Source organism: Shewanella sp. NIFS-20-20 (genome assembly GCF_019209865.1).
GTDB lineage: Bacteria > Pseudomonadota > Gammaproteobacteria > Enterobacterales > Shewanellaceae > Shewanella.
In genome coordinates this window covers 68,497-85,108 of sequence record NZ_JAHUTT010000002.1, presented here as the reverse complement: position 1 = coordinate 85,108, position 16,612 = coordinate 68,497, and the positions used below count along the sequence as shown (strand labels likewise).

18 protein-coding genes are annotated in these 16,612 nt (G+C 46.6%); 14 read left to right on the top strand and 4 right to left on the bottom strand.

Translation table 11 applies throughout. The annotated features are described in order from the left end of the window. Nucleotides 1-201: 201 nt before the first annotated feature. Together KU855_RS00980 and oxyR are read left to right on the top strand one after the other, a co-directional pair. Nucleotides 202-567: an Hpt domain-containing protein gene (locus KU855_RS00980; protein ID WP_218528477.1), complete on the top strand. Its 366-nt coding sequence runs from the start codon at nt 202-204 to the stop codon at nt 565-567. 163 nt (nt 568-730) lie between these two features. After that, nucleotides 731-1,636, top strand: a complete 906-nt coding sequence (gene oxyR / locus KU855_RS00975) for a hydrogen peroxide-inducible genes transcriptional activator OxyR (RefSeq protein ID WP_218528476.1) — start codon at nt 731-733, stop codon at nt 1,634-1,636. Here oxyR and KU855_RS00970 read toward each other — a convergent pair. The 3 genes from KU855_RS00970 to mutH form a co-directional block, all read right to left on the bottom strand. Then, nucleotides 1,633-1,845 (bottom strand): cysteine-rich CWC family protein, encoded by a 213-nt coding sequence (locus tag KU855_RS00970; RefSeq protein ID WP_218528475.1) that lies wholly within the window; start codon nt 1,843-1,845, stop codon nt 1,633-1,635. The genes oxyR and KU855_RS00970 overlap by 4 nt on opposite strands. A 13-nt stretch (nt 1,846-1,858) precedes the next feature. Beyond that, the gene (locus KU855_RS00965) at nt 1,859-2,869 is read right to left on the bottom strand and encodes an adenylate/guanylate cyclase domain-containing protein (protein ID WP_218528474.1); all 1,011 of its coding nucleotides are present in this window, start codon (nt 2,867-2,869) and stop codon (nt 1,859-1,861) included. A gap of 173 nt (nt 2,870-3,042) precedes the next feature. Further along, entirely contained in the window at nt 3,043-3,717 is a 675-nt protein-coding gene (mutH, locus tag KU855_RS00960) for a DNA mismatch repair endonuclease MutH (protein WP_218528473.1), read from the bottom strand. A gap of 680 nt (nt 3,718-4,397) precedes the next feature. On the opposite strand from mutH, the gene rppH reads away from it, so the two are divergent. The 9 genes from rppH to KU855_RS00915 all read left to right on the top strand — a co-directional run bounded on the left by rppH (nt 4,398) and on the right by KU855_RS00915 (nt 12,367). Continuing rightward, complete coding sequence (gene rppH, locus KU855_RS00955; RefSeq protein WP_218528472.1) at nt 4,398-4,916, top strand: RNA pyrophosphohydrolase; 519 nt, start codon at nt 4,398-4,400, stop codon at nt 4,914-4,916. 12 nt (nt 4,917-4,928) lie between these two features. Then, on the top strand, nt 4,929-7,181 hold the full coding sequence (ptsP, locus tag KU855_RS00950; RefSeq protein ID WP_218528471.1) for a phosphoenolpyruvate--protein phosphotransferase: 2,253 nt from the start codon (nt 4,929-4,931) through the stop codon (nt 7,179-7,181). Between the two features lie 34 nt (nt 7,182-7,215). Continuing rightward, nucleotides 7,216-8,016 (top strand): sulfite exporter TauE/SafE family protein, encoded by an 801-nt coding sequence (locus tag KU855_RS00945; protein WP_218528470.1) that lies wholly within the window; start codon nt 7,216-7,218, stop codon nt 8,014-8,016. Nucleotides 8,017-8,223: 207 nt separating this feature from the next. Continuing rightward, nucleotides 8,224-9,018: a thymidylate synthase gene (gene thyA, locus KU855_RS00940; protein ID WP_218528469.1), complete on the top strand. Its 795-nt coding sequence runs from the start codon at nt 8,224-8,226 to the stop codon at nt 9,016-9,018. A 123-nt stretch (nt 9,019-9,141) separates the two neighbouring features. Then, a complete protein-coding gene (gene nhaA / locus KU855_RS00935; protein WP_218528468.1) occupies nt 9,142-10,317 on the top strand; it encodes a Na+/H+ antiporter NhaA in 1,176 nt (391 codons plus the stop codon). Then, complete coding sequence (locus KU855_RS00930; RefSeq protein ID WP_218528467.1) at nt 10,314-10,697, top strand: hypothetical protein; 384 nt, start codon at nt 10,314-10,316, stop codon at nt 10,695-10,697. The genes nhaA and KU855_RS00930 overlap by 4 nt, the downstream gene beginning before the upstream one ends. Continuing rightward, nucleotides 10,698-11,603, top strand: a complete 906-nt coding sequence (nhaR, locus tag KU855_RS00925; RefSeq protein WP_218528466.1) for a transcriptional activator NhaR — start codon at nt 10,698-10,700, stop codon at nt 11,601-11,603. A gap of 64 nt (nt 11,604-11,667) precedes the next feature. Further along, entirely contained in the window at nt 11,668-11,916 is a 249-nt protein-coding gene (locus KU855_RS00920) for a succinate dehydrogenase assembly factor 2 (protein WP_218528535.1), read from the top strand. Then, on the top strand, nt 11,897-12,367 hold the full coding sequence (locus KU855_RS00915) for a protein YgfX (RefSeq protein WP_218528465.1): 471 nt from the start codon (nt 11,897-11,899) through the stop codon (nt 12,365-12,367). Before KU855_RS00920 ends, KU855_RS00915 begins: the two co-directional genes overlap by 20 nt. A gap of 6 nt (nt 12,368-12,373) precedes the next feature. On the opposite strand, the gene nadB is transcribed toward KU855_RS00915, so the two are convergent. After that, complete coding sequence (gene nadB, locus KU855_RS00910; protein WP_218528464.1) at nt 12,374-13,990, bottom strand: L-aspartate oxidase; 1,617 nt, start codon at nt 13,988-13,990, stop codon at nt 12,374-12,376. Between the two features lie 296 nt (nt 13,991-14,286). On the opposite strand from nadB, the gene rpoE reads away from it, so the two are divergent. The 3 genes from rpoE (at nt 14,287) to KU855_RS00895 (ending at nt 16,610) form a co-directional block, all read left to right on the top strand. Then, nucleotides 14,287-14,865 carry an RNA polymerase sigma factor RpoE gene (gene rpoE, locus KU855_RS00905; RefSeq protein WP_218528463.1) on the top strand — a complete coding sequence of 193 codons (579 nt, stop codon included), beginning with the start codon at nt 14,287-14,289 and terminating at the stop codon, nt 14,863-14,865. Nucleotides 14,866-14,889: 24 nt separating this feature from the next. Next, nucleotides 14,890-15,489, top strand: a complete 600-nt coding sequence (locus KU855_RS00900; RefSeq protein ID WP_218528462.1) for a sigma-E factor negative regulatory protein — start codon at nt 14,890-14,892, stop codon at nt 15,487-15,489. Between the two features lie 101 nt (nt 15,490-15,590). Next, nucleotides 15,591-16,610, top strand: a complete 1,020-nt coding sequence (locus tag KU855_RS00895) for a MucB/RseB C-terminal domain-containing protein (protein ID WP_256260816.1) — start codon at nt 15,591-15,593, stop codon at nt 16,608-16,610. Nucleotides 16,611-16,612: the final 2 nt, after the last annotated feature.

The following is a 16,612-nucleotide window of genomic DNA, read 5'->3' as shown; positions in this document are numbered from 1 at the left end:
TGCTCAATTTAAAAGGCATATTTTCATTCAGAATGAATTTAACTAGGACTGTTGCCAAGTTGTTGGTGTTTGTGGTTGCTGCTGTTAGGCACATTTAAACGGTTTGATCTTTGAGGTGGAATTCGCAGGTTTAATGCTTGCGCCTTCAGCGGTAAAAGGTATTATGAAGCATCTCCAGCCCAGTATTTCGAGGACAATTTCATGTCGCAAGCCGATTTAGACACTATTTTGGATTTAAACACTCTTGAACAATATTGTAATGCCATTGGTGCAACCACCTTACTGAAAAGTGTGGTGTTGTTTGAGCAGTTAATGCCAGAGTATGTGGGGAATCTTGTTACCGCTCATGAAGCTTCTGATAAAGAAACCTTATGTGCTGAGGCTCACAAGTTTAAAGGCGCGGCCGGCTCGGTTGGAATGAAGCGTATCCAGCAATTTGCCCAACTACTACAACATGGTGAATCAGCAGATTGGCAAGAAATGCATGGTGTTTGGTTGAATGACATTGTGCAATTTAGCACTAAAGATTTAGCAAGCCTTAAGGCCTATTTAGAATCTAAGGCTTAATGCGCTAACCGGTATAGATTAAGAGGCCTTAGGCCTCTTTTTTTATGGCTTAATTTTTTGCTATTTAGCTCACGATCTCGGCCATGACAGTTGATATTTATGGCTTACCTTATGCTACAGTGATAGGACTTTTGAATTTAAACTGCATAAGGCAATCGAATTCATGAAACATCTTCCCAGTCTTAAAAATTTGTATTATTTGGTTCATTTACATCAAGAACAAAACTTTAATCGTGCCGCCAAAGTGTGTCATGTGAGTCAATCCACTTTATCGAGCGGTATTCAAAATCTCGAAGAACAGCTTGGTCATCAATTGATTGAACGTGATCATAAGTCATTTATGTTCACTGCCATCGGTGAGGAAGTGGTTCGGCGCTCGCGCAATTTATTAACGGATGTCGATGACTTGGTAGAATTGGTCCAAAACCAAGGCGCCCCTATGACGGGCACGATCCGATTGGGGTGTATCCCCACTATCGCGCCCTTCTTATTGAGCCGCTTAGTCCGCCATTGTCAGCACAAGTATCCCGAGCTAACTCTTCTGCTGAAAGAAGATACCACGGACAGATTACTGGGGGCCTTGGGCAAAGGTGAACTGGACTTGTTGTTATTAGCCTTGCCAGTGGATACGCAAGGGTTTCATAGCATGAAGGTTGGGGTCGATCCCTTTAAAATGGTGATGCACTGTGATTTAAAAGATGATGTTCCATTGCCGATTGATTATCAAAAATTGCCCGATGAAAGCATTTTCTTATTGCAAAGCGAGCACTGCATTACGGGACATGCCATCAGCGCGTGTCAATTAGGAGATAGTGCCAAGGTTAATCCTTTTGCCGCTACCAGTTTGCATACCTTAGTGCAAATGGTGGACAGTAAATTGGGCACGACCTTTTTACCGCAAATGGCGATAGATTCGGGGATTTTAACCAACACCCAGTTATGTGTGTTCGATCCTCCTGGTGAAGCGCCATATCGGGATATTGGCTTAGTGTGGCGTCAAACCACCAGTCGTATCTTAACCTTCAGAACCTTAGGCTTAGAAATTCAGGGATTACTCGAGCAGTCTTAAGGCTGCGCGGGAGTGGCCAATTGCTGAGCGCGGAGCAGATCGTCGGCACACGCTTGGCAAAGGCAGGCATTATCTGGCAGAGGGGATAATGGCGGCTTGGTCGGGAATGGTTGGCGTTGGCACCAACATTGCTGAATGTCGGCACCTTGGCTAATGGCACATTGATTGTCGACGCCGCAGCGCGGACAGCGCATTTGTGTCGTTTGCATATCAAGTGCCTCCTTATTCTTTTCTACTGACACCAAACACTTCGGTAGTATGTTGCTTACCTTTGAGTTGTACTGGCCCTAAATTCCTCAGGTGATAAAGGCTGTCGTCCATATCCAGTAATTGTGCCAGTTCCCCTGAAATCAACATGCGTTGTCCGAGAGGGTTACATTGATCTTGTAGCCTAGCAAGGGTGTTGATGACATCCGAGAAAAAGCTAATTTCTTGCTTATGCACGCCCACGACGGCGGCGACCACTTGGCCACAGTGGGCCGCGGCTTTAAACCGAGGGACAAAGCCGTAATGCTCTTCAAAGTAATGGCGTTGCCAATTGAGCTGCTGACTAAAGTCAAAATAGATATTCATGACTCTGTCTTGCTTTATTCCCTGGTTTAATGGCCAATGGATAAGCACCGCATCACCCATATAGCGATAGATTTCTGCTTCATTGTTAGACACAGTTTCCGCGAGCAAGCTAAAGCTATCTTGGATCAAACGGCTGAAGCGATAATCACCTAAGGTTTCGGCGTGGGTGGTCGATGCCACCATGTCTAAATACAAAAATAGGCGCTGTTCATAGCGCGGGCGATGATACTTGCCAAGCCCAATATTGAGTAACACTCTTGGACCTACTAACAAGCCCATTTGTTCGATAAAGGCCAAGCCGACTCGCACCACCACTAAATAGATGATCAGCGCTTGAAAGGAAGGGGTATAGAGAATGTGCGCTGAAAGCATCTGCCTTAAGGTCGACATATGGTTTTCAATGGCCCACATATTTAAAAATTGGGTCATGTATGCCAGCGTCGTCGCTCCAAGCAATAAGAACAGACCTTTAAAGATCACTGAAAAGACGTAGGGTAAACGATTGATGGCCGATAATTCAGCGATAAGGTTGGATAACCAATGCAATGAACCAAAGATGATGCCCATGTAAATGGCTAAGGTTGCAAGATCGCCGCTGCCAACCGCCCACTGGGGAAGTTCTGGGCTTTGCGCATATCGAAAGAATACGAATGCCGCCATTGCCGCGGTCCACGCCAGCATAGCGAAAAGTAATTTTGTGACCTGACGACTGGCTCTCACTCGGGGAAATACGCCTTATACTGCAGAAGCCAATAGTTTATAGAAAATTGTAGGCTTATGACCAGATTAATTCGTGATCTAGCTCAAGTTATATGGAGTTTATGACGAAATGTTCATAAAAAGGCAAGTCGTAGGATATCGGCAGTAAAATTAATTTTTAAATAAAAGCCCCTAGGGTTACTCAGTTGTTTTTGTCCGGCGCTGTCGATGCTCGCGGTTTTGACTCGGCTATTGGCCGCTTTGGGTCGTAATTGCAGTACTTCGCCGTGACGAGCGGTAATGTGATTCACGCGCCCGATGCTAATGAGTTCCATAATTTCTTCCCAATCTTGTTGCAACTGAGCCCACTGCGAGGGGGACGGTTGCCACAAAAACGGGGTGCCAATGCGTCGCTCGGCCAATGGAATGTTGCGATCACCGGCAATGGGCACCCACAACACCTGCTGCAGCTTATGGCACACTAAGCTGTCTTGCCAGCGCAAGCCTTGAATATTGGTCAAGGGAGCAACGCAGACATAGGTCGTTTCTAATGGTCGCCCTTGGGCATTAATGGGGATGGTTTTTAGTTCGATGCCCAGATGCCTAAAATCTTGCTCGGGTTTTGAGCCTGCCGTTGCGCCGAGTTCGAGTTCAATTAATTGACCCACCCAGCCTTTATCCCGCTGCAAATTAGCTGGCATAGGCACATGATGAGACTGCGCCAGTTCAGCGAGGGTAAAGCCAGCCATATGTTCGGCTCGCATCAGGAGTTCCGCGACGGTCTGCGGTGACTGGATTGGGGTTTTCATAGCTGCGATTTTATCAGACTCATGGCTTCTCGCAACGTGGTTAAAAAGTGAACACTAGGTGTCTGCTTAAGATATTTAGGATGGTTTTAACTGTAAGTTATTGTTCAAATAGGTTTTTATGTATTTGAGTTCACCAAGGGATGAGTTACTCCAGTTTTGCCCCATCTTTCCTCACATAGTTATCCACAGCTTTATTGGATAACTCGAGTAATTAGCCGGGCTTAATGGATCAAATGGCCGAGGTCAAGCCATTTTCAGCAAAAAATATGCATTTAATTGGCGTTCATTCAATTTAACTGTGAATAACTTGGTCGGTAAGTGTGCAAAGATGGTGCAGATTTATCCTTGGTTCTTTTTTGAGCGATCTTGTCGCTGCGTGATCGCGATCTAAATTTAACTCGATTTAATTTCTATAAAAACAATTATTTAAAATGTAATGGTGATGATGGATAACTTTGGCCATACGGCTAGTTAAACTTGCTCTTGTGCATTTTTACCGAGTTTCAAACAGACATATCCACAGATTTTGTGGATAAAATAGCAGTGGTTCGATTAAGTTTGTTGATAAATATACTCGAAAGCCCTTGCTTATCCCTTTTTCAGCCATAATCAGCAATTGCTGATAGCCACGCTTTGTGAAACAATCAAAGCCATTATTATTATGCTATTGTGGAGTCCATGTGATTGATAGCGACGGCTTTCGCGCAAATGTGGGCATCATCATCTGTAATAAGTTTGGCCAAGTGATGTGGGCTAGGCGCTATGGACAGCATTCTTGGCAATTTCCCCAAGGTGGTGTCGATGACGGAGAGTCCGCTGAAGAAGCTATGTATCGTGAATTATACGAAGAAGTGGGTTTGAGACCTGAACATGTACAAATATTGTGCAGCAGTCGTTCTTGGTTACGTTATCGCTTACCAAAACGCTTGGTAAGACAAGACAGCAAGCCTATGTGTATTGGTCAAAAACAAAAGTGGTTTCTATTACAGTTGAAAAGCCAAGAAAGCGCCATCAACCTCAACTCTTCAGGACATCCTGAGTTTGATGATTGGCGTTGGGTTAACTATTGGTATCCAGTACGGCAGGTGGTGTCGTTCAAGCGTGAGGTGTATCGTAAGGTCATGAAGGAGTTTTCTCAGATTGCCTTATCATTCCAAGCCAAAGAAGCACCACGGCGGCGAACACGATACCGTAATTAGGAGAAGGGGTCTGTGTTAAATACGCTCAGGGATATTACGCAAGCGGTGGCTTCTGCTCCTAATTTGGAGCAAGCACTATCCCTATTGGTGACACAGACTAAATTGGCGATGGACACTGATTGCTGTTCAATTTATTTACTTGAACAGCAACAGTTATTATTGTCGGCTACCGATGGTTTATCGGCCTTAGCGGTTGGCCGCGTGCGTTTACCACTCGATCAAGCACTCGTCGGCTTAGTCGCCCAAAAAGAAGAAGTGATTAACCTCGCCGATGCCCAAAGTCATCCCCGCTTTAAGTTACTCCCCGAAGTCGATGAAGAAGATTTCAAAGCCTTCTTAGCCGTTCCTATTGTCTACCAAAAACGGGTGTTAGGGGTGTTGGTGGTTCAACAAACCCAAGCGCGACAATTTAGTGAGCATGAAGAGTCTTTTTTGATGACGTTGGCGGCGCAATTGGCTGTGGCTATCCGCGGATTAAAGCAAAAAAAGCAGCGCTTGCAGCACCACAGCGAAGGCTTAGTGCAACATCAAATTCTTTACAGCGGCCAAACGGCCTCTAAAGGTATCGCCATTGCGCATGGCTTAGTGTTAGGGGCTGAGATTGCGATCACCCAAGCCTCTATCCCTTGTGAAAATGTTGATGATGAGTTACTGCGCTTAGATCAGGCTCTGCAACTGAGTAAAGATGCATTAGCCATGATGGCGACTCGGTTTGAACACGAAATTAATCAAGATATTAGCTCAATCTTTACCGCAATGCAGATGCTATTGGATGAGGCGAGTTTGGGCGGCGAGTTTCGCGCTGAAATCACTCAGGGCTGGCGTGCTGAGTCGGCTGTCAGTCGAATATGCTGCGGCTATATCGACCAATTCGATAATATGGACGATGTCTACCTTAAAGGGCGGGCGAGTGATATTCGCGATTTGGGCATGCGGGTGCTACGCCATTTAATTGAGCCTGAACGGGTCGCATTAACCCTAGATAAACCGGTGATCTTACTGGCTCGCGAAGTGACGACCGGCATGTTGGCTGAATTTTCACCGCAAAAGTTGGCTGGAATTGTGACGGAATGGGGCGGAATTAACTCCCATGCGGCCATTTTAGCTCGCGCCCTCGGTGTGCCGGCTTTGGTGGGCGTTGAGCAGTTATTTGACGCTGACTTAGACGGTAAGCTGATGGTGATTAACGCTAATCGCGGCCAATTACTCGTCTCGCCGAGTCCGGCGGTGGTCAGTGAATATCGCACCTTAATTTCGGCGGAGAAAGCGTTAGCTCAAGAATATGCCGCTGAGTTGGCCTTGCCAACTTGTACCTTAGATGGTCATCGTATTCAATTGTTTTTAAATGCCGGTTTGATCAGCGGCGTAGTCAATGATTTAGCCAGTGGTGCCGATGGGATTGGTCTGTATCGGACTGAAATTTTATTTATGCTGCAACAGCGCTTTCCCTCAGAATCAGAACAAATGGCTGTTTATCGCCAAGTGATGGATGCCGCTTGTGGTAAGCGAGTGGTGTTACGAACCTTAGATGTCGGTGGTGACAAACCCTTACCGTATTTTCCGATCACCGAAGACAACCCTTTCTTAGGGTGGCGAGGTATACGCTTGTCATTGGATCATCCAGAATTATTTTTGATCCAAATTCGAGCCATGCTGCGGGCAAGTGTGGATGCTTGCTCTGAGCTGTTTATATTATTACCTATGGTGAGTTGCTTAGACGAAGTCGAGCAAGCCTTAGCTATTTTCGAGCAAGCGTGGCAAGAAATTAGCACTGATGTTGGGCAATCGCTTACCCGCCCGAAAATTGGGGTAATGATTGAAGTACCGGCCTTGTTATACCAAGTGGATCAATTAGCCGAGTTATTAGATTTTGTCTCGGTTGGTACCAATGATTTGACCCAATATTTATTGGCAGTAGACAGAAATAATCCGCGCGTTAGTGGGCTGTATGACAGTTACCATCCTGGCTTTTTGCGGGCATTGCGCCGCGTCAGTTATGATTGCCACCACCATCAGCTTGAAGTCAGTGTGTGCGGTGAGCTTGCGGGCGAAACAATAGGGGCCTTGATATTGGTTGCTATGGGGTTCGATAAGCTCAGCATGAATCAGGGCAGTTTGGCTCGGGTGAATTATTTATTGCGCCGAATTTCACGAACCGACCTAACGGCGATGTTAGAGCAGATATTACGTTTGCATGATGGCAAGGCAGTACGTCAGCATTTACTGGTGTTTTTAGATCAGCGCGGCTTAGCTGGTTTGATTTAACCGCCAAAGATAATATAACTAAAATGGATTGCCTGTGGATACTGTGATTTGGATTGTGATTTGGTGCCTGGGGTTGGGTGCCTTGGTGGGGTTCTTAGCCGGTTTGCTCGGCATTGGTGGCGGGTTAATTATTGTCCCCGCACTATTATATTTACTACCGAGTGTAGGTATTGATGGCGTGTTACTGCCTTATGTCGCCATTGCCACCTCTCTCGGGGCGATTATTTTGACCTCGGCCTCGTCGGCCAGATCCCATTGGAGCCGCGGCAATATCGAATTTGCGGTGTTGCGTCCATTGTTGCCCGGCATCGTGCTTGGGGCGTCAGTGTCAGGCCTTTTGGCCGAAGCGATTTTTGGGGCTTATCTGCAACAGGCATTTGCTATCTTTGTCATGTTAATGGCAATCAATATGTTGTTTCCCTTCAAACCTAAAGCATCCGCCGGTTTACCGGCTAACAGCATGATTTTTATATTTGGGTTCTTTATCGCTTTGCTCGCGGGCTTGATGGGCATTGGTGGTGGCGTATTATTAGTGCCGTTGTTGGTGTGGTGTGGTTTAGCCATGCCAAAAGCGGTTGGCACCTCATCAGTGATGGGTTTTGTCATTGCCAGTTTCGGTTCGCTGGCTTATATCACCTCGGGGTGGAATGAAACCTCGTTACCCAGTGGGACCTTGGGCTATCTCTATTTACCGGCGTTAGTTGCCATCGTCACCACATCGATACTGACGGCGCCATTAGGGGCTAGCGCTGCCAGCAGCTGGCCAACACCTGTGTTAAAACGGATTTTCGCCGTCTTGTTATTGGTGATAGGTTGTCAACTGATGTTTAAATAAATGAAGCGCTTAGCAGTTTTTGGGTGGCGGTTCAGTGATGATGACGCCGGGGGAGATTACCGAGGGGGAGGCTGGTGAGTCATTGACAGCCAAGGACAGCTCACTCGCCTTCGGTATTTAACGGAATGATTGGTATGGGACAAGGGTGTTTGTCCCTATTGTCTTAGTAGATATATTGAAAATTTTTATAAAGCAGGTGGTAAACAAATGAAGCAATATCTTGATCTGATGCAACATATACTCGATAACGGCACTGATAAGTCAGATCGGACGGGAACGGGCACGCGCTCAGTTTTCGGTTATCAGATGCGCTTCGATTTGAATCAAGGTTTTCCGCTGGTCACCACAAAAAAATGTCACTTACGCTCAATTATTCACGAATTGTTGTGGTTTTTAAATGGTGATACCAATGTGGCGTATCTGCATGAACATAATGTTCGTATTTGGGATGAGTGGGCCGACAGTCATGGCAATTTAGGCCCAGTCTATGGTGCGCAATGGCGCAGTTGGCCTGCGGCGGATGGACGTCATCTAGATCAAATTTCTCAAGTCATTGCCGACATTAAGTCGCAACCTGATTCTCGCCGCTTAATTGTCTCGGCATGGAATGTGGGTGAGCTTGATAAGATGGCATTAGCCCCGTGCCACGCCTTCTTTCAATTTTATGTGGCGGACGGCAAATTATCCTGTCAGTTGTATCAACGTTCCTGTGATGTCTTTTTAGGACTACCTTTTAATATAGCAAGTTACGCATTACTGACCATGATGGTCGCCCAGCAATGTGACTTGGCGTTGGGCGATTTTGTGTGGACCGGTGGTGACACGCATTTATACAGTAATCATATGGAACAGACGGCATTGCAGCTAACTAGATCTCCTAAGCCTCTGCCTACTATGAAAATTAACCGAAAACCAGTATCGTTATTTGGTTATCGTTTTGAAGACTTCGAGCTGGAGGGATACGAGCCGCATCCACACATTAAAGCGCAAGTGGCTATTTAAGGAAAAAGTCGAAGTATAAAAGTTCAACACCTCGGAAATTTCGAGGTGTTAGCCTTATTCTTGCGATTATTTTTACTTGCTTAACTTGGTTAAACTAGGGTTAATTTAGTTTGGAGATTCGTTATGGAAAAGGCAATTCGCAACTTTTTAAGTCAACAATCAGCAGGCGGGATCTTGCTGTTGGTGGCTGTGGCCCTGGCCATGTTAATGGCAAACTCACCGTTAGCATTTTTATATGAAGGCTTTTTAAACACCCCGATGCAAGTCAGGTTGGGGGCATTAGATGTTAACAAACCGCTGTTGTTATGGATTAACGATGGCTTGATGGCCTTATTCTTTTTATTGATTGGCCTTGAAGTGAAGCGTGAAGTCTTAGAAGGTGCTTTATCCAGTGTGTCAAAAGCGTCTTTGCCGACCTTTGCTGCCATCGGCGGTATGGTGGTGCCTGCCGCCTTTTATTTGTTATTCAATTACGGCGATGAGATCACTCAGGCGGGTTGGGCGATTCCTGCGGCGACCGATATTGCGTTTGCATTAGGGGTCATGGCATTACTAGGTAATCGGGTGCCGGTTGCTTTAAAAGTATTTTTGTTGGCATTAGCGATTATCGATGATTTAGGTGTCATCGTTATTATTGCCATGTTTTATAGTGCCGATTTATCGGTTATCAGCCTGATCGTGGCAGGTATTGCCATTACCGGTTTGTTCACCCTCAACCGTAGCGGCGTCACGTCGTTAACCCCATATGGTGTTATCGGTTTAATTTTATGGGTAGCGGTGCTTAAGTCTGGGGTGCATGCAACCTTAGCTGGAGTGATTATCGCCATCAGTATTCCGATGCGCGCCAAAGATGGGAGTTCACCCTCTGAGCATTTAGAACACAGCTTACATCCGTGGAGTACCTTCTTAATTCTCCCGGTATTCGCCTTTGCTAACGCTGGCGTGGCCTTAGGCAATATGAGTTTAGATATGTTGTTATCACCCGTGCCATTAGGGATTGCAGCGGGTCTGGCGTTGGGTAAGCCGATTGGGGTGATGTTGTTTAGCTACATTGCGGTTAAATTGGGTGTCGCTGAATTGCCTGCCGGTATTACTTGGCGTCACATTTTCCCGGTTGCCATCATGTGTGGTATTGGTTTTACTATGTCGATGTTTATTGCCTCACTGGCCTTCGATCCTAGCCTAGGTAATTACGGTGATTTAGCGCGCCTCGGGATTTTACTGGGCTCTGGTATTGCGGCCGTGACGGGTTATCTATTGTTATCGAAAGTCTTACCCGAAAAAGGAGATGAAAAATGAAAAAAATAATCTTAATCGCCTTAGCCTCAATTATTTGGACTTCTCAAGCACAAGCGAAAGAATTAGCCAGCTGTAATCAAGACGTGCGCTCGTTGCAATGCCAAAGTTATTTAGAAGGTATTGTGGATGGTGCGTTGATGTACAAGGGCATTTCTGTTGGTCAGCGACTCGAATCTGATGGCTATGAAGCGCGAGCATTGAAGTATCGTAGCGGCAGCCGTTTTCAAGAGGCGAATCGTGCCTATTGTATTGAACGCATCCCAGATCGCAGTGTGTTAGTTGCTGCGGTCAGCGAAGCGGTTACCTCAGGAGAGGTGACCACTCAAGAAGCATTAACCGATGTGGTGACTAACTTGCTCGATTGTCAGCGCTTACGATAAATGTCCCATTTAAATTACAACCATCTCTACTATTTTTGGATGGTCAAACGACATGGTTCTGTGACGCAAGCGGCGGAGGCGTTGTGCCTTACGCCGCAAACGGTCACCGGGCAAATTCGTGCCCTAGAAGGACGTTTAAAAGGGGAGTTGTTTAAGCGGGTTGGGCGATGTCTTGAAGCCACGGAGCTAGGCGAGTTGGTATTTCGTTACTCAGATAAGATGTTTAACCTGAGTTATGAAATGCTCGACACCTTAAACTACCAGCGGGATCAACATATCATCTTCGAGGTCGGCATTGCTGATGCACTTTCTAAAGCGATGGCGAGCCGAATTATTTTGTCGGTGATGCCGGAAGATAACTCGATTCATCTTGCCTGCTATGAGGCGACACATGACAGCCTGATGAGCCGTTTACGCGAGCACAAATTAGATATGATTTTATCTGACTGTGCTGGTGAATCGCTCAAATATCCTGAAATTTTTTCTAAGAAACTCGGCCAATGCAGCATAGGTTTCTTTTCGACGAAACCTGTAACTCAAGCTTTCCCTGCGTGCTTGGAAGAGCAGCCCTTGTTGATCCCAAGTCGTCGTACGTCCTTGGGGCAGCAATTGCATCGTTGGTTTGATGATAATGGGCTTAATGTCAAGATTTTGGGTGAGTTTGACGATTCGGCCATGATGAAATCTTTTGGTTTTTTTCATCAAGGTATTTTTGTCGCTCCGACCATATACCAACAAGATCCTGAAGCGAGAAATATCAGCCTGGTGGGGCAAACCGATCAAATTCAACAAGAATTTCATGTGATATTTGCTGAACGGATGATTAAGCATCCCGCCCTTAAACGTTTATTAGAAACTGATTTTACTCAGTTATTTGCGGGACTCGATCTTAGAGTGCAGGTCTAATCTGGTCAGTGATATGATGGTAGTAGTGACGCTATCAAGCGGTAATTAAAGGAGTAGTAAGGTGATTGAACCCATGAATATCGCGAGAGTTAAATGGGCATGTCGTCGCGGCATGTTAGAGCTTGATGTGTTATTCCAGCCTTTCGTCAATGATCATTATGAAGGCTTGTCTGATACCGATAAACAAGCCTTCATCCGCTTACTCACCAGCGAAGATCCTGAGTTGTTTGCTTGGTTTATGGGGCATGAACAATGCCCTGATCCTGAGCTTGCGGCCATGGTAGTTAAAGTGCGTGGCCGGCCAGCGCCATAAATTTATTCTCGAAGCCTCTCGCCATTGGTGGTTATGTCAGTGGCTTGGGCTCGTGCTCTTAATGGCCACCAGTTATGCTTGGCCGGCGCACATTTCAACCACGCTGTGGGGGTTACTGGTACTAGGGATGGCTGGTTTCTGTGGCTATCGATTAAACCAATTGTGGCGTGGGCGAGGCTGGCGGGTGCATCTCAGTTTGGGGGATGATGGTTGCGGTGATTATCGGCTGCAATTGCCACAGCAACCGCCACATATTGCCAGCGATGATCCCAAATATAACATACGTTTACGCCCCACTATCTGGGTGTGCCCTTGGTTTTGCTGTTTCGCGATTGCGACCACGCAAGGGCGTCAATGGGTATGGGTGTTTGCCGATATGCTGCCACTAGCAACTTACCGTTGCCTATGTCGCCTATTAATTGCTCATAAAAAAGCGCCCGCAGGCGCTTAATGGGGGTTAGGCGTGTTTGGCCGGTTCTAAAATGGTGGGTTTAGGAGTGTCGGCTAGGTTGGGGTAGTCGAGGTTGTAATGTAAACCGCGACTTTCTTTGCGTTCCATCGCGCAGCGAATAATCAACTCGGCAACTTGCACTAGGTTTCTGAGTTCAAGCAAGTTATTGCTCACTCTAAAGTTACTGTAATACTCTTGAATTTCTTGCTGGAGTAAATGACAGCGGCGTAATGCGCGCGCTAAGCGTTTATCCGAGCGAACAATCCCCACGTAATCCCACATAAATAAGCGTAGTTCGTGCCAGTTATGGGCAATCACCACCTCTTCATCAGAGTTAGTGACTTGGCTTTCATCCCAAGCGGGTAGCGCCCCTGGTGCTGGCACTTTATGTAACAGCGAGCGAATGTCTTCTGCGGCGGCCCGCGCAAACACTAAACACTCTAACAAGGAGTTGCTGGCAAGACGATTGGCACCATGTAAGCCTGTGTAGGCGACTTCGCCGATAGCATAGAGGCCGTTTAAGTCGGTTTGGCCATGAAGGTCCGTCATCACGCCTCCGCAAGTGTAATGCGCGGCAGGCACCACAGGAATGGGCTCCTTGGTCATGTCCATGCCGAGCTCTAAACAACGCTGATGAATGGTGGGGAAATGCTTGATGATAAAATCAGCCGGCTTATGGCTGATGTCTAAATAGACGCAATCCGCCCCTAAACGTTTCATTTCGTAATCGATGGCGCGGGCCACAATGTCGCGCGGGGCGAGTTCGGCGCGCTCATCAATTTCTGGCATAAAGCGGCTACCGTCGGGGCGCAGTAAATAGGCGCCTTCGCCGCGCAAGGCTTCGGTGAGCAGAAAATTTCGCGCTTCACTGTGATATAAGCATGTCGGATGGAATTGATTAAATTCCATATTGGCCACACGACAGCCAGCACGCCACGCCATGGCGATACCATCGCCGCTCGCCACATCGGGATTGGAGGTATATTGATAGACTTTTGAACTGCCGCCGGTGGCTAAAGCGACAAACTTGGCTTTAACTGTTTCGACCCGCTCATTATTACGATTCCACACGTAGGCGCCAAGGACGCGATTGCCCAGTCTACCGAGTTTACGGCTGGTGATTAAATCGATGGCATTATAGCGCTCGAGTACATGTATATTAGGATGTTCAAGGATGCGTTGCTGCAAGGTCAGTTGCACTTCTTTGCCCGTGGCATCGGCAGCGTGCAAAATACGGCGGTGGCTATGGCCACCTTCACGTGTAAGATGATAGCGGGTTTCGCGGGTATTGCTGCCATTTTCTTCAGTATCAAAGGCAACGCCACTATCAATGAGCCATTGCATGGCAGCGCGGGCATTACTGGCGGTATAAGTCACTACCGTTTCGTCACACAAGCCTGCTCCTGCAATGAGGGTATCGGCCACGTGGGACTCAATGGTATCCTCTTCATCAAAGACAGATGCAATGCCACCTTGGGCATAATAGGTCGAGCCTTCATTGAGGGGACCTTTGGAAAGTAAGGTAACGCTGGCATGTTCAGCTAAGTGCAAGGCAAGGGTTAGGCCTGCAGCACCGCTACCGATCACTAAGATGTCTGACTGGTGTTCAATGGCTTGTTTCATGGATATTAAGCATGGCATTCACGGTTTGGCTATGGTAAACCAACTTCTTCGCTGTGGATACCGCTGCAGAGATGACTTGGTTATTGTTATGATAACTAATCCAATGAATTTGGGGGGTAACGAGAAGTTTATGGCTATAGCTGCTTACTTTTTGAGCGAAAGTGCCTCTAATATGACTTATTTTTAATTATTATTTAAATTTTCAGAACTTTTTGATGGCAGACGAGTCTACTTAAGGGTAAATGATTCGAGCACCTAAGAAATCAGAGATTTAGATTTGGGAGAAGTCGGCTCGAATGGGTGGACAATTAACTGATCAACAACTTGTTGAGCTGGTACAAAAGGGCGATAAAAGCGCATTTAATCTGCTAGTACAGAAATATCAGGGAAAAGTCGTTAATCTTATTTCTCGATACGTACGTAACCAAGCGGATGTGGCCGATGTTGCACAAGAGACGTTTATTAAAGCCTACCGGGCTTTGGCAAATTTTCGTGGAGAAAGCGCGTTTTATACTTGGTTGTATCGAATTGCGGTGAATACTGCGAAAAATTATTTAGTGTCTCAAGGGCGAAGAGCGCCGGCAAATGACGTCGATGTCGATGAAGCTGAATTCTATGACGGTGCTGATGCACTCAAAGAATTTGATTCACCAGAGCGTTTATTATTGTCGGATGAAATTCGCACTGTGGTGTTTGCAACCCTTGAAACCTTGCCCGATGAGTTAAGAATGGCTATATCCTTAAGGGAATTAGATGGCCTAAGTTACGAAGAAATTGCAACAGTGATGGATTGCCCTGTGGGAACCGTGCGTTCGAGAATTTTTCGCGCTCGCGAAGCCATAGATAAGCAATTACAGCCCTTGTTGGAAAATTAATGCCAATGCTAACACAGGTGAACAATGGATAAATCAGGTCAGGAATGGGTATCCGCCGCCGTCGATGGTGAAATCGATGCGAGCGCTTTTGCCGAATTGGCTAAAGATACAGATTCTCATCAACAGTGGCGCAATTATCACATCATAGGTGATAGTTTACGCTCCGAGTTGCCAGATACCATCAACTTAGATTTGTCGGCTGCGATTGCAGAGGCGATTGATAAAGAGCCCACTGTGTTTGCTCCCGCGACGAGTGCTGATGCGCCGGCCGTGGCAATGGACTCGGCGCAATCGTCTGCTAAAGTAGTGCCTTTCTTGCGTCAATTTGGTCAATATGCCATTGCCGCCAGCGTTGCTTTATTTGCTGTCATTGGTGTGCAACAAATGTCGCTGACGCCCGATGCTGAATTGGCCCCTTTACCAGTGCTTAATACCCGGCCATTGATAGGTAATGCGGCGCCAGTGAGTCTGCAAGCCAGCCCAGTACAGCAAGAGTACTCTAATGATCAAATGGCAGAGCAACGTCTTAGGATTAATCAATATTTACAAGACCACATGCTGCAACAAAAATTAAATCATGGCGACAGCAACTACAGTGTCTCGCCTGAGTCGCCTCAGCAGTAATTATGCTACCTGGCTAACATAATGATTGTTGGAAAAGCTGCAGCTTGTAAGTTAATCTTCAAGCTGCATTTTTTATGTTTGATGGAAGCCTAATTGTCCTCATGAACACTAAGTCAACAAGTCCAACCTTGCTACGTGCTATTTGTTTTATTTGTAGCTTATTACCTATGTCATCATTGGTCGCGCAGACCACTGCCCAGACGGGGGCCAGTGCCGATGCGGCACAAACTCAGCCCAAAGAATTGCCTCAAGATGCGCAGGTTTGGCTCGAAAACATGAGCCAATCTTTAAGAAAGGCGCAATATAAAGTCTCCATCATTCATTTACAGGCTAACCATATTCGCCCATTTGTGTACCTTCATGGCATTGTCGATGGTGAGCAAGTGGCTTTTTTAGAGTACCTTAACGGCCCACCGATGAATGCGGTTAGGGTTGGGCAAACCGTGACCTATATTGAACATGAACAACCCGCTTACAGTGTTCATGCGGGGCGGATCGAAGGCAGTTGGCCAGCGGCGTTTTCAGGCGACATCAATCAGCTCGCCAAAGGGTATGAGTTTGTTCTTGGTGGTCGTAGCCGGATTGCCGGACGTCCTGGGCAAATGATCCGCTTAATCCCTAAAGATGAATTACGCTACAGCCATCAAGTTTGGATTGATATGGAGAGCTTTTTGCCCCTGCGTTACGACTTGTTATCCGATAATCGGGATCTGATTGAGCAAATGTTGGCGATAGAATTGCTTGAGTTACCGGCATCAGCCCCTTTATTAGAAGAAGCGTTTCGCACTGAATGGCCGCTGGTGATGAATCCACCGGAACGTGCCGATGGCCAAGACTGGAAGTTTAGCTGGTTACCGGAAGGCTTTAGGATTGTAGTTAAAGACCATCATCGTTTATTGGGGAGTCAACAAGCCGTTGAATATATTGCGCTGAGTGATGGTTTGGTCGATATTTCAGTGTATGTGTCTCGGCTTGGAGAAACGCCCATGCCTGAAGAGTTAATCACTCGCAATGGCTTGTCGTTGGTCACTGAATTGGTTGGCAATGCCGAGGTGGTGGTGATTGGCAAAGCGCCATCAGCGACCTTAAGTCGTATTGCCAAAAGCTTACACTTGGAATAACT